Raw genomic sequence first — 12,589 nt, forward strand, 5'->3', positions numbered from 1 at the left:
GGGCCGTCGTTTCACGCCGGCCCGCCGGCGTCGCCCGACGCGTCGCCGTCGACGGCCGCGCCGTCGTCAGTCCCGCCGCGGAGTCGAAAGTGCGTCGCGAAGACGGCGAGCGCGGCCGCGACGGGCGGGACGAACCCCGCCAGCTGCGGGAGCGCGTACAGCGCGTTGACGAGGACGGAGCCGCTCGGGTCTCGGAGCCCCTCGGGCGCCGAGATGACCATTCCGAGGTACAACGAGAGCAGGAACAGGAAGCCGGCGACTCCCATCCACCGGTCGTACGTGGCCGCGACCCGGTCGCCGCGGCGGTGGCGCCGGGCGACGAACAGTATCGGCGCGAGCAGCGGGCCGACGGCGCCGAGCCCGGCGACCACGAACAGCGACCGCGAGAACAGGAACGTCCCCCCTTGCGCCGACACGGTCTCGCCCATCCAGACGACCAGGGCGAGAGTGACGACGAGCGCGACGAACCCGGCCGCCAGCGCGCCGAGCGCGGCGTACGCCCGCATCGTCCAGGACTCGGTCGCGCGGAACGCGTACGGGATCGCGCCGAACACCCCGCGGTAGGCGTCTGCCATCGACTCCGATAGGGGCGTCAGCGAATTAAACCCCTCGTCGTCGGGAAACCATTTATACGCGCGACCGGATCCCCCTGACGTGGGTCTCTACGACACGTATCTCGCGACGCGCCACCGTCTCCACGACGCCGAGCCGCCGGCGCACGTCGCCCTCGTCCTCACGGAGCGGGACCTCCTCGCCGACGGCGCGTTCGACACGCTGTCGTCGGCCATCGGCTGGGCGTTCGAGTACGGCGCGGAGCGCGTCACTGTCTCCGTCTCCGTCCTCGACGGGGCCGTGGCTCCGACGCTGATCCGCGAGCTCCGCCGGCTCGATGTCCCCGCGGAGACGGTGGTCCGCGGCCCAGACGCCGACGCGCCGGGGGAAGCGGGAAGCGACCTCGGCGGCGACTCCGCCGCGGGCGACGCCGACGCGCCGGTCCGGATACTGGTCGGCCTCGGCGGTAAGGCGGAGTTCGCCGGCGCCGTCCGCGAACTGGCGAACGACGTCGCGGCCGGCGAGATCACGCCGGACGCCATCGACGAGGCCGACGTCTCGGAGCGGCTGCTATTCCCCGAAGAGCCCGACTTGGTCATCAAGACGGGCGCCGAGCGGCTCTCCGACTTCGCAATCTGGCAGTCCGTGTACGCCGAGCTCTACTTCACCGACGTGAACTGGCGCGACTTCCGCAGGCGGGAGTATCTCCGCGCGGTCTTGGACTTCCAGGACCGACAGCGCCGGTTCGGCCGCTGACGCGCTCGGACCGCGGCCGTCGAGTTCCGCTACCAGACGAACGCGAAGAGCGCGGTGAACGTCACCAGCGCGCCCACCGTCGAGAGGATCGGCACGACGTTCTGCATCAGCACGACGCGCGCGCTCGTTCCCGGGTTGAACAGGTCCGACGCCGAGGGGACGTCGCTCGCGTCGCCCTCCCCGATCGCCGGCATCTCGTCGGCCGTCAGCGCCCCGACGGAGACCGTCGGTTCCTTCTCGCCTTTGATCCCCTGTCGGACGGTCACCGTGCGGGTCGCGCGCCCCCAGCCGAGCCCGACGATCGACATGGTCGCGATGATGACGAACGACGCCGGAATGCCGACCGCGGAGAGGCTGATCACGATCCCGGAGGAGACGACCGCGACGACGATGGCGGCCGTCAGCGGGAGGTCGGTGATGTCGTTACCGAGCGTGTCGAGCGTCCGTCGGGCGATGGTGAACGCGCCGACCGCGACGGCGGCGCTGCCGAGGAGGATCATCGGCGTCATCTCCACGCCGTCCAGCGCGACCAGCGGCGCGATGGCGTTCGCGATGTTCGAGGTGCCCGAGGAGAACGCCATCAGGCAGCCGATCGCGATGACGACGACCCCTCCCGTCAGCTCGCGTCGGGTCGTGTTCGGGCCGAGGGTCGGGCGCGGTATCGGCCCCGACCGGTCGAACTCGAACAGCGCACCCTCCGTGCTTTCGATCGCCACCCAGCGGTCGATCGCCGAGTAGAAGTAGCGGCCGACGACGCCCGAGACCCAGAACCCGATGATCGGCGCGACGAGCCACCAGATCGCGATCTCGCCCATCACCGCCCAGTCGAGGGTGTTCGTCGCGATCCCGAGCCCGGCGATGGAGCCGACCGCCGTCATCGACGTCGACGCCGGGACGCCGGCGAAGTTGCCGACGAACAGCGCGCCGCCGATGAAAAAGAGGACGATGATGCTCGTCTCCAGCGTAAACACGTTCGCCCCGGTGACGAGGTCCTCGCCGAGCGTCGTGACGACGCGCTGGCCCAGTGTCCCCGCCCCGACGAAGAAGAACACCGACATCAGCCCCGCCGCGCCGGCCTTCGATAGCACGTCCGCGCCGACCGCGGGCCCGAACGCCGGTCCCGTCGTCGCCCCGCCGATGTTGTATCCGACGAACGCCGCCACCGCGACGCCGACGAGAAGAAGAGCTTCGACCATATACGAGAACAGACGACGCACGCGCTGTTAAACGGACGGGGTCCGTCCGCGTCGGCACCAGCCCCCTGCCCTCGCGTCGCCGCCGACCCCTGACACGAGTGCGACGCGGCGGACGGCTACCCGCCCAGGAAGTCCTGTCGCACGCCCTCGTCCGCGAGCAGTACGTCGCCGCGGTCGGTGTAGCGGTTCTCGCCGTTCACCAGCACGTACCCGCGGTCGCAGCGGCGCAGCGCCTCTTTCGCGTTCTGCTCGACCATCAGCACCGCCGTCCCCCCATCGTTGATCCTGTCGATCCGGTCGAACATGTCGGAGACGAGGTCCGGGGCGAGGCCGGCCGAGGGCTCGTCGAGCAGCAGGAGGTCGGGGTCGAGCATGAGCGCTCGCCCCATCGCGACCATCTGCCGTTGCCCGCCGGAGAGGGTTCCGGCCTTCTGCTCGCTGCGCTCCCTGAGGATCGGGAAGCGGTCGTAGATCGTCTCGATCTGGTCTTCAGGCACCTCGTCGAGGATGTACGCGCCCATTTCGAGGTTCTCGCGGACGCTGAGTCCGGGAAAGACGTTGTCGTTCTGCGGGACGAAGCCGACCCCCTCGCGGATGATCTGTTCGGGCGCCAGCCCGTGGATCGGCTCCCCCTCGAACTCGACGGTCCCGCCCATGTGGGTCGTGAGCCCGAAGACGGTCTTCATCACCGTCGACTTCCCGGCCCCGTTCGGCCCGACGACGGTCACGTACTCCCCGTCGGCCACGTCGAGGACCACGTCGGAGAGGATCTGGAGGTCGCCGTACCCGGCGTCGAGGTCGCGCAGGCGTAGGATCGCGTCGCCGTCGATCGCGTGGTCGGTGCCGGCGGTGGCAGTCGCGTCCGAATCACCGACTTCGCTCGCTTCCGTCTCGGCGGCTGTCGTCTCCGCGTCGTCCGCCGCTGCGTCGGCCGTCATAGCTCCTCACCCAGGTACGCCTCGATGACCCGCTCGTCGTTCCGTATCTCTTCGCCGGTCCCCTCGGCGAGCACGCTGCCCTGATGCATGACGATGACGCGTTCGCAGTTCTCCATGATGATGTCCATGTCGTGCTCGACGAGTAGGAAGGTGTAGCCGTCCGCGCGCAGGTCGTGGATCCGGTCGAGGAGCTTCTCCTCTAAGGTCGGGTTGACCCCGGCGAGCGGCTCGTCGAGCAGCACCATCTCGGGGTCGGTCATCAGCGCCCGGGCCATCTCCAGCAGCTTTCGCTGTCCGCCGGAGAGGTTCCCCGCGTGTTCGTGCGCGAGGTGATCGATCTCGAAGAACTCCAGCGTCTCCCACGCCCGCTCGCGGAGCGCGGTCTCCTCCTCGACGACGGCGCCGCGGAGCCCGGGCGTCACCGCGCGGATCGCGGACTCGCCGAGCTGCCCCTGCGGCGCGAGCATGAGGTTCTCCAAGACGGTCATCTCGGAGAGCTCGCGGGCGATCTGGAACGTCCGAACCAGCCCCTCCCGCGCGATCTGGTGCGGTTTGAGGCCGGTGATCTCCTCGCCCTCGAAGTACACCGACCCGCCGGTCGGCTCGTGGACCCCGGTGATACAGTTGAATGTCGTTGACTTGCCTGCGCCGTTCGGCCCGATGAGCCCGGTCAGCGAGCCGGACTCGACCTCGAAGGAGGCGCCGTCGACGGCGGTGACGCCGCCGAAGCGCTTGACTAACCCCTCCACGCGGAGCGGGGGTGTCCCCGAGGGAGACCCCGACGGGACGTGTTTCGCCGCCTCCTCCACCTCGCTGTCGTTCGCCTCGGGCTCGCCGATCGTTCCGTCCGTCGTCGCGGTGACGGGGTCGGTGGCGGCGACGTCTCCCGGGTTGGGCGCGTCCGCGTCGGTCTCGGCGGAGTCGCTCGGGTCGGGGGCGTCGCTACTCATCGCTCTCACCTCCGGCGGGCCGCTCGGAGAGGTCGACGGCCGCGGCCGTCTCGATCCGGTCGCCGAGGATCCCCTCGGGCCGTCGGTGGATGATGAACACCAGCACGAGCCCGAGGAAGACGAACTGGAGCGGCGCGACGTTCTCGGTCGCGTACGCGAGGAACGTCACCGGGTCCAGCGAGGCGACCGCGTCGGCGAACGACGGCGGCGTCTGCGCGTCGATGAGTCCCCGGACCGTCCCGCCGACGCGGCGGGGCCCCTCGAACAGTACCGCCGCGAAGACGATCCCGCCGAGGACGGAGCCGGTGTTCGACCCCGACCCGCCGATTATCACCGCGATGAACACGTAGAAGGTGAGGAGCGGCCGGAACTGCGGCGTCGGCGAGACGTTGCCCTGGCTACCGAACCAGAGGATGCCAGCGAGCCCCATCAGCGCGCAGCCGATGACGAACACCTTGATCTTCACGAGGTTCACGTCCTTGCCGAGCGAGTCGGCGACGAGCTCGTCCTCCCGGATCGCCTTCATCGTCCGGCCGAACGGCGAGCGGCCGAGGCGTTCGAGCAGGAGGTAGAAGCCGACGAGGAAGGCGGCGAGGACGGCGATGTACCCCCACCCGATGAGGATCGGCTGCGAGATGCCGAGGCCATCGCTCCCGAAGACGCCGAAGACGAGGTCGCCGAACGCGGTCGGCGTCCCCGCCTGCCCGTCGACGAGGAACAGGTCGCGGACCGGGTTGTCCGGCATCCCCATCCCGCGACCCCCGCCCGTTCCGGCGCCGATCGTGTCGCGCAGGAAGTTGTCGAAGGCGCTCGACTGGAGCGACAGGCGGACGATTTCCGAGAGGCCGAGCGTCACGATGGCGAGGTAGTCGGCCTTGAGTCGCAGCGCCGGCAGGGCGGCGACCCCGCCGAGCAGCGCCGCCATGCCCATTCCGGCGACGATGCCGACCGGGAGCGGCAGTCCGAGCCCGGGCGGCCCGAAGGCGGGGTCCGGCGAACGGACGACCATTCCCATCGTGTACACGCCGACGGCCATGAACCCGGCGACGCCGATGTTGAAGAGGCCGGTGTACCCCCACTGGAGGTTCAACGCGAGCGCGGTGAGCGCGTAGACGAGCCCGAGGAACGTCAGCGTCTCTAGGAGTCCGACGACGCTGTTGAGCCCGTCGGTGAACGTCAGCAGCGTCGCCGCGGCGTAGATCGCGAGCAGCGTCCCGACCACGAGCCCGAGGTCGCTCTCGCGGGCGGCCTCGACCAGCGCCGCCGTCGCGCTCTCGGGCGCCTCCGACCCGCCCGCGGACGGCCCGGAGGCGGAGCCGCCGGGTGCGTCGGCGTCGCTCATGCGGTCGTCACCCCGCCGAACAGTCCCTCTGGGCGCAACAACAGCATCAGGATCATCACGGCGAACGCGGCGGCCTGGTTGAAGTCGGAGGGGATCCAGATCGTCGAGGTGGTGAACACGACGCCGATGACGAGGCCGCCGACGATGGCGCCGTACACCGAGCCGATCCCCCCGAGGATCACGGCCGCGAAGATGAGGAGCAGGAGGAGCCAGCCGAAGTCGAACTGGATCGTCCCGCGGAGCAGCACGTAGAGGTAGCCGGACGCCCCCGCGAGCCCGCCGCCGATGATCCACGTGGCGGTGACGACGCGCTCGGCCGGGATGCCGGTGATGAGCGCGAGGTCCTTGTTGTCGGCCATCGCCCGCATCGCGGTGCCGAGCTTCGTGTGCTGGAGCATGCCGTGCATCGCGAGCATCAGTCCGACCGCGGCCACGAGGATGGTGAGCTCGTGCGCGTTCACCGAGAGCCCGAGCGGGTCGAACGCGAGGTTCGACGCGTCGACGCTGGCGGTCACGCCGCGCCGGTCGGAGCCGTACCCGAACTGGAGCAGGTAACGGACGATGAGCGCCGCGCCGATAGAGGCGATGAGCAGGGAGATCCCGTCGCGATCCCGCATCGGCTTGTAGAACGCGCGGTCGAGCGCCACCGCGAGCAGCGCCGTGACGACGAACGCCGCGACCAGTCCGACGAGGATCGCGCCCGGCGTCGTGAGGATGTGCGCGCCGATGTCGCCCGGCGAGGCGTTCCCGGCGTCGCGGACCGTCAGGAGCGCGCGGACCGGGATGTCGCCGAGGCCGGCGATCAGGAACGCGACGCCCCACCCGGAGAACGCGCCGACGCTGACGAGGTCACCGTGCGAGAAGTTCGCGAACGAGAGGATGCTGTACGTCATCGAGAGGCCGATCCCCGCGAGCCCGATCACGAGGCCGATCACGACCCCGTTCCAGAGGTTCGAGCCGAGCCGGTCGACGGAGAGCGACCCTCCTATCGGGCCGAGGCCGACACCCGCGAGCTTCGCCGCGAGGTCGACGAGGAGCAGGCCCGCAAGGAGGACGACGAAGAGAAGCCCCGGCCGAGCCCGCGCCGCGTCGACGATCGACGAGTCAGTTGTTCCCATGTGTACGTCTCACTGACACAGGGTGGATCACCGAGCGGTAAATAACTCGCTGTTCGGACAAACATCGATACCTCGAAAGCGCCTGACAGCTGTCACCCCCCGCCGCGTCCCGAACGCGGCCTCAGTCGCCGCCCGCGGCCCGCGCCCGACGCCGCGCCGCCTCCGGCGAGCGGCCCTCGCGCAACAGCGCCTCGACGAACAGCTCGCCGGCCTTGTACGACGACCGGACCATCGCGCCCGACGCGCAGTAGAGGAAGTCGAACTCCTCCTCGGCGACCCGCCGCCACGTCTCGAAAACGTCGGGGTGGACGTACTCGAACACGTCGAGGTGCGAGCGCGAGGGCTGGAGGTACTGGCCGAAGGTGACCACGTCGACGCCGACCTCGCGGAGGTCGCCGAGCGTCCGGTACACCTCGTGGTCGTACTCGCCGACGCCGAGCATGAGGCTCGTCTTGGTGTGGATGTCGGACCTCTTGTCGACCCGATCGAGGACGGCGAGCGACTGCTCGTAGTTCGCGCGGCGGTCCCGGACCGGCCACTGGAGGCGCTCGACCGTCTCGACGTTGTGGGCGATCACGTCCGGCCCGGCGTCGATGATGCGATCGATCGCTTCCGGGTCGCCCTGAAAGTCCGGGATGAGCGTCTCGACGAGGATCTCGGGGTCGCGGCGCTTGATCGCCCGGATCGTCTCGGCGAAGTGCGCCGACCCGCTGTCGGCGAGGTCGTCGCGGTCGACGGACGTGAGGACGACGTAGTCTAACCCGATCTCCGCGACCGCGTCCGCGACGTTGGCGGGCTCGTCCGGGTCGAGCGGCTCCATCCCGCCCGTCTCGACGTCGCAGAAGTTACAGCCGCGCGAGCAGCGGTCGCCCATCAGCATGAACGTCGCCGTGCCCGGGCCGTCGTTCCCCGACCAGCACTCGCCCATGTTCGGGCAGTTCGCCTCCTCGCAGACCGTGTGGAGGTCGTGCTCGCGGAGGGTGGACTTGATCTCCGTGAACCGACTCCCGGACGGCGGGCGCGACTTCAGCCAGTCCGGCTTCCGGCGGCCGCGTGACATGGATGATCCTTAGCGTCCGAGCGCAAAAGGATGCGGGTCGCCGAGGCGGCCCGGGGTCTCGCCGACCGCGGGTTCACGCCTCGGGACCGCCCCGGCTCATGCCTCCGGGACAAACACGTTCATCGACGGCGTCTGGATCCCTTGGAACTTGTTCTTCCAGTTGTACGCGATGTTCAGCACGCGCCGCCGGTCGCCCGGCGGTCCCGTCACCACGCTCACGGAGGTCCCGTCTTCCGGGATCTCGACGCGGGTGTCCCGCCAGTCGAACCCGGCGAGCAGTTCCGAGGGGTTCTCGACCGACACCGTCCCGCTGTTCCTGTTCACCTCGTAGAGGCGGTAGGCGTCGGCTTCGAGCAGCCGCTTGATCTCTTCAAGGTCGTCGTCGAAGTGTGCTTCGAGCGCGTCGGCGGTGTGGTAGCCGCAGACGATCAGGTGCGCGAACGTCTCGACGTTGCGCGGGTTCTGCTCGGCCTCGCGGAGGTGGTCGAAGTACGCGAGTTTCTCCTCGCGGTCGAGGTCGAGGATCGCGTTGACGATCCGGGCCGCCTCGCGCTCCCTCTCCGTCGCGTCCGAGTCCGCGAGGACCTCGTCCGCCCGCGACCCCGTGTTCTGCCCCCGCGAGACGTCGAGGACGTTCTTGAGGTGTTTCGCGCGGTCGTACACCGCCGACTTGTACGACCAGTCGCGGACGTCGTCCGGGTAGCCGTCGAACTCGCGAAGGAGCGCCTCGCGGTCCTCGGGGAACCTGATCTCCTCGCGGAAGTCGCTCCACGCCGTCGCGTCCTCGAAGAGCCCGAACTGCGTCAGCGTGTCCTGCCCGAGGTTCGCCCGCGTGCCGCCGCTCGCGACGAACTTGGCCTCGACGAACGTCTCCCCGTCGGGCGACTCGACGATCAGATCGCCCAGCGAGTCGTAGGAGTTGCCGGCGTGGCGAACCGCGGTCAGGTCGGGGAAGTCGCTCCGGAGCCGATCGGCGAGCGCCTCGCCGAGATCGGGTCGCCCCCGCTCTTCGAGGTCGGCGTCCGGCTCCGCGCCGTTCGCGAGCTGCGCCGTCAGCTTCTCCGTGGCCTCGACCCAGCCGCGCTCGTGTTTGCCCATGTGGCTTGTCGGTCGGCGACGGGAAATAAAGGAACCGCGTACTGGCGGCGAGCTCCCGACCGCCGTCGGTCGTCGGATAAACCGTGCCGCGAACGAGGTGCGTTTAATCCGGTCGCGTCCGAACGGCCGGCCAACGGCGTGTGTAAAAATGGATGAGGTCGCCCCCGGGCTCCTCGTGGGGACGATGTCGGACGCCGAAGACGAGTCGCTGCTCCGGCGCCGCGGCGTCGACGCCGTCGTGTCGCTGACGTACGACGACCCGGACACCGGCGCCGTCGCTCGCGTCGACGCGCCGATGACGGACGGGCCGCGAAACGAGTACGAGGCGTTCGCCGCCGCCGCGGAGACGGTCGTGGAGCGGCGCGAGGCCGGACAGCGCGTCCTGGTTCACTGCTCGGCCGGCGCCTCCCGCAGCCCGGCGGTCGCCGCGGCGGCGATGGCGCGACTGACGGACAGGGGCCTCGACGAGGCGTTCGAGCAGGTGCTCGCGCGGCGATCCGAAGTCGACCCGCACGACGCGCTGGTCCGGCGGGCGGCGACGTTCGTAACCGAAGGTAGCGAATGAGCGGCGAGGTCGCAGGAAGAGCCTAGGCCGAGATTTGAACTCGGGGTCTCGTCCTTACCAAGGACGCGCTTTACCGCTAAGCTACCCAGGCACGCACTCAGTCGTTGACCGGATTCGACTTTATGGGTTTCGATCCGCGGGCGCGACGTCCGGGAATCGGGACCGGTTCCGGCGTCGTCCCCGATCCGGTCACCGATCGGTCGCGCTGACGGCGCGATCCGAGATATCGGCGATACGGTCGGCGGTCGTCTCAGGTAGCGCCCGGCCCGCGGGCGGGAACTCGCCGTCGCAGTCGGCCGCGAGGTCGCGGGCGTACGCGAGGAGTTCCTCGGGCGGGTCGCCGCCGACCGCCGTGGTCCCGGCGACGACGGCGAGTTCCAGCGCGTCGACCTCCAGGTTGCGGTCGAGCCCGACCGCCGTCTCGGCGTCCGTCCCCTCGCGGTCGCGGAGCGTCTGGTCGCGGCCGAACGCGCGCACCACGTCGACCGCGGGGCGGGCGGCGTCGGTACACGCTAGGAGCGAGAAGCCGCGGGAGACGAGCACGTCGGCAGCGAGGATGTCCATGTCCGCGTCGATGTCGGCGGCGGTCGGCGCGGTCACCCACGGCTCCTCGCGGGCCACCGTACGGGTGAGCCGCAACCCCTCGTAGATGAGCTGTACGCCGGCGGCGCGATCGGTCACGTCGCCGAGCTCGACGTCGGGGTCGAGCGCGCGAGCGGTGACCAGCGCCAGCACGCCGGGGGTCACCGCCGCCTCGCCGATTCGCGCGTCGAGGGCCTCGCGGAGCTGTTCGGGCTCGACGTCCGCGAGCGCCTCGCGCGCGGCGTCACGCGCTCGCGCGGCATCGTCCATTGGTAACTGGTAGACGAGCGAAGGGCAAAGACCTTTGGAAACGAACGGGATTCCGTCCCGTGATCCGAACCCGAACCGACGGCGACGTGCGCGTCGTCACGCTCGACCGCCCCGAGGCGCGCAACGCGCTGCGCCCCGCCGACCTGACCGCCTTGCGCGAGGCCTTCGAACCGCCCGCGGCCGGCCCCCGGGCGCCGGTGACGTACCTCCGCGGCGCGGGCGACGCCTTCTGCGCCGGCGCCGACCTCGACGCGGTCGCGGCGCTCGACGACCCGGAGACGTTCGCGCGGCGGGGCCAGCGCGTGGCCGCCGCGATCGAGGACTCGCCGTCGGCCGTCGTCTGCGGGGTCGACGGTCCCGCCCGCGGCGGCGGCGTCGAACTGGCGCTGGCGGCGGACGTGCGCGTCGCGACGCCGCGGGCGACGTTCGCCGAGCCGGGGGTCTCCCTCGGTCTGTTCGGCGCGTGGGGCGGAACGGTGCGACTGCCGCGGGTGATGGGCGAGGGGGAGGCGCTCGACGTCGCGCTCTCGGGACGGGTACTTGACGCGGAGGCCGCCCTCCGGACCGGGCTCGTCTCGCGCGTCGTCGACGACCCCAGATCTGTGGCCGACGAGATAGCGGCGGGCGAGGCCGACGCGCTGGCAGTGATCAAGCGCCGGCTCCGCGACCGTCGGGACGACGGGGCGCAGGAGCGCGCGGAGGCCGCGGCGTTCGCCGACCTTCACGACGCCCACGCCGACGAGATCGCGCGACAGCGCGAGCGGTGAGCGGGGAGATCGCGGCGTCGGCGTCGCTCCGCCGTCCCGGGTCGCGTTGGGTCGCGTATCGTTTCTGGCGGACTGCGAAGGCCCGGAACCACGATCCCACGGCCGCCGGCTCCGCGTTTCTAAACGTATCCGAAAGCAAAAACGTTCCCCGTTCTACCGCGCTACGGATAGGTTCTGTGACCGCTGTCCGGATCCGCTCGTTCGCCGGGGTGGTACATACTGGAGTCGGGAGGGAGGCGGCGACGCTCACCCCGACGGGAGCGCCCGACACGCGTCCGACGGGCCGGACAGTCGAGTTCCTCAATAACAACTATTTATTATGTGTGTTCAGAATGTCACTATCATGGTCTCGCGTCGAGAGTTCCTGAAGACGTGTTGTGCCACAGGAATAGGGGCCACTTTCGCCGGACGAGCCGCCGGCACGGACGTACCGGTCGGCCGGGCGTCCATCCGAGCCACGGGCGACGTCTTCCTGAGTGGAACTCACATGTATCAGTTCGACTCGGCAAACTCGGGACACGCCCCGAACCTCCGGCACGCGAGGCGTGACGTAGACGTCCAGTGGCAGCTGTCTCCCGAAGGGACCGTCGAGTCACCACCCGTAGGCGTGGGGAAGACGGCCTACGTGTGTTGTTCGGACAGCGGGCCGAACGTGTACGCGATCGACACGACCACGGGCGAAACTGTTTGGAAGCGGGCCGCAGACGGGAGTCGGATAACGGGTGCGCCGGCCGTCGCCGGCGGCAATTTGATCATGGGAACGGCGAGCGGGAACGTTTTCGCGTTCGATCTGAGCTCCGGCGAACAACGGTGGCAGCAGAACGCCTCGGGCTCGATCTATCGTTCGCTCGTCGTCGACGGCTCGACCGTCTACGCGGGCGGTGGCGGCACGATCGACGCCTTCTCGGCGACCGACGGTTCGAAGGTCACCACGTACCGAGCGACGACACCGCCGGCGATCGCGGACGGGTCGCTCTTCGCCGGGAACGGTCGAAGCGTCGTCGCGTACGACCTTGAGAGCGGTGAGCAGGAGTGGTCCGTCGAAATCGGAGCGGAGATCATTCAGACACCGACCGCCACCGCGGACCAGGTGTTCGTCGGCGGTGACGACGTGAACGTGTACGCCCTCGATGCGTCGTCCGGGGACGTGAAGTGGACCCACGACGCAGACTTCCACGCCGGCGTCCATTCACTCAACCACTCGTTCGCACTGGCGTTCGATCAACTCCACGTCTCGACCGGGCGAGACACCCTCGGACTAGACCCGGCGCTCTTCAGTAGACTGGCGGAACCAGGAGCATTAGTGCCTCTGGCCCGGCAAAAGCGGGTATGCATGAAGACCGTCCTGCCTTCGGCCAGAGGCTATCGGAACTTGCGGAACTTGGGGTAATAGAA

At 69.7% G+C, this 12,589-nt stretch carries 12 protein-coding genes, 1 tRNA gene and 1 pseudogene; 4 read left to right on the forward strand and 10 right to left on the reverse strand.

Annotation, left to right across the window (positions count from 1 at the left end; genetic code table 11):
- Nucleotides 1-11: 11 nt before the first annotated feature.
- The gene (locus EXE41_RS15595) at nt 12-575 is read right to left on the reverse strand and encodes a hypothetical protein (RefSeq protein ID WP_049931677.1); all 564 of its coding nucleotides are present in this window, start codon (nt 573-575) and stop codon (nt 12-14) included.
- Between the two features lie 79 nt (nt 576-654).
- Here EXE41_RS15595 and EXE41_RS15600 point away from each other — a divergent pair, with 79 nt between their 5' ends.
- Nucleotides 655-1,308 carry an undecaprenyl diphosphate synthase family protein gene (locus EXE41_RS15600; protein ID WP_089308180.1) on the forward strand — a complete coding sequence of 218 codons (654 nt, stop codon included), beginning with the start codon at nt 655-657 and terminating at the stop codon, nt 1,306-1,308.
- Between the two features lie 29 nt (nt 1,309-1,337).
- On the opposite strand, the gene EXE41_RS15605 is transcribed toward EXE41_RS15600, so the two are convergent.
- The 7 genes from EXE41_RS15605 to EXE41_RS15635 all read right to left on the reverse strand — a co-directional run bounded on the left by EXE41_RS15605 (nt 1,338) and on the right by EXE41_RS15635 (nt 9,010).
- Nucleotides 1,338-2,504 (reverse strand): inorganic phosphate transporter, encoded by a 1,167-nt coding sequence (locus tag EXE41_RS15605; RefSeq protein ID WP_049931675.1) that lies wholly within the window; start codon nt 2,502-2,504, stop codon nt 1,338-1,340.
- A 116-nt stretch (nt 2,505-2,620) separates the two neighbouring features.
- Complete coding sequence (locus EXE41_RS15610; RefSeq protein WP_176450659.1) at nt 2,621-3,442, reverse strand: ABC transporter ATP-binding protein; 822 nt, start codon at nt 3,440-3,442, stop codon at nt 2,621-2,623.
- Nucleotides 3,439-4,392 (reverse strand): ABC transporter ATP-binding protein, encoded by a 954-nt coding sequence (locus EXE41_RS15615; RefSeq protein WP_137691480.1) that lies wholly within the window; start codon nt 4,390-4,392, stop codon nt 3,439-3,441. Before EXE41_RS15615 ends, EXE41_RS15610 begins: the two co-directional genes overlap by 4 nt.
- Nucleotides 4,385-5,734 carry a branched-chain amino acid ABC transporter permease gene (locus tag EXE41_RS15620; protein ID WP_049931673.1) on the reverse strand — a complete coding sequence of 450 codons (1,350 nt, stop codon included), beginning with the start codon at nt 5,732-5,734 and terminating at the stop codon, nt 4,385-4,387. The genes EXE41_RS15615 and EXE41_RS15620 overlap by 8 nt, the downstream gene beginning before the upstream one ends.
- On the reverse strand, nt 5,731-6,852 hold the full coding sequence (locus EXE41_RS15625) for a branched-chain amino acid ABC transporter permease (protein WP_049931671.1): 1,122 nt from the start codon (nt 6,850-6,852) through the stop codon (nt 5,731-5,733). The genes EXE41_RS15620 and EXE41_RS15625 overlap by 4 nt, the downstream gene beginning before the upstream one ends.
- 121 nt (nt 6,853-6,973) lie before the next feature.
- Entirely contained in the window at nt 6,974-7,912 is a 939-nt protein-coding gene (gene lipA / locus EXE41_RS15630; RefSeq protein ID WP_086215613.1) for a lipoyl synthase, read from the reverse strand.
- A gap of 96 nt (nt 7,913-8,008) precedes the next feature.
- Nucleotides 8,009-9,010 carry a hypothetical protein gene (locus EXE41_RS15635; protein WP_086215612.1) on the reverse strand — a complete coding sequence of 334 codons (1,002 nt, stop codon included), beginning with the start codon at nt 9,008-9,010 and terminating at the stop codon, nt 8,009-8,011.
- Between the two features lie 148 nt (nt 9,011-9,158).
- On the opposite strand from EXE41_RS15635, the gene EXE41_RS15640 reads away from it, so the two are divergent.
- Nucleotides 9,159-9,575 carry a dual specificity protein phosphatase gene (locus tag EXE41_RS15640; protein WP_086215611.1) on the forward strand — a complete coding sequence of 139 codons (417 nt, stop codon included), beginning with the start codon at nt 9,159-9,161 and terminating at the stop codon, nt 9,573-9,575.
- A gap of 19 nt (nt 9,576-9,594) precedes the next feature.
- On the opposite strand, the gene EXE41_RS15645 is transcribed toward EXE41_RS15640, so the two are convergent.
- Together EXE41_RS15645 and EXE41_RS15650 are read right to left on the reverse strand one after the other, a co-directional pair.
- Nucleotides 9,595-9,666, reverse strand: a tRNA-Thr gene (locus EXE41_RS15645).
- A 98-nt stretch (nt 9,667-9,764) separates the two neighbouring features.
- Complete coding sequence (locus tag EXE41_RS15650) at nt 9,765-10,427, reverse strand: hypothetical protein (RefSeq protein ID WP_049931667.1); 663 nt, start codon at nt 10,425-10,427, stop codon at nt 9,765-9,767.
- Nucleotides 10,428-10,486: 59 nt separating this feature from the next.
- Between EXE41_RS15650 and EXE41_RS15655 the strand changes: the two genes are divergently transcribed.
- Both EXE41_RS15655 and EXE41_RS15660 read left to right on the forward strand, forming a co-directional pair.
- Nucleotides 10,487-11,194, forward strand: coding sequence for an enoyl-CoA hydratase/isomerase family protein (locus EXE41_RS15655; protein WP_086215610.1), 708 nt, complete (start codon nt 10,487-10,489; stop codon nt 11,192-11,194).
- Between the two features lie 343 nt (nt 11,195-11,537).
- A pseudogene (locus EXE41_RS15660) lies at nt 11,538-12,446 on the forward strand (PQQ-binding-like beta-propeller repeat protein); the annotation flags it as partial.
- Nucleotides 12,447-12,589: the final 143 nt, after the last annotated feature.

Origin of the sequence: Halorubrum sp. SD690R (assembly GCF_005435035.1) — an archaeon.
GTDB classification, from domain to species: domain Archaea; phylum Halobacteriota; class Halobacteria; order Halobacteriales; family Haloferacaceae; genus Halorubrum; species Halorubrum ezzemoulense.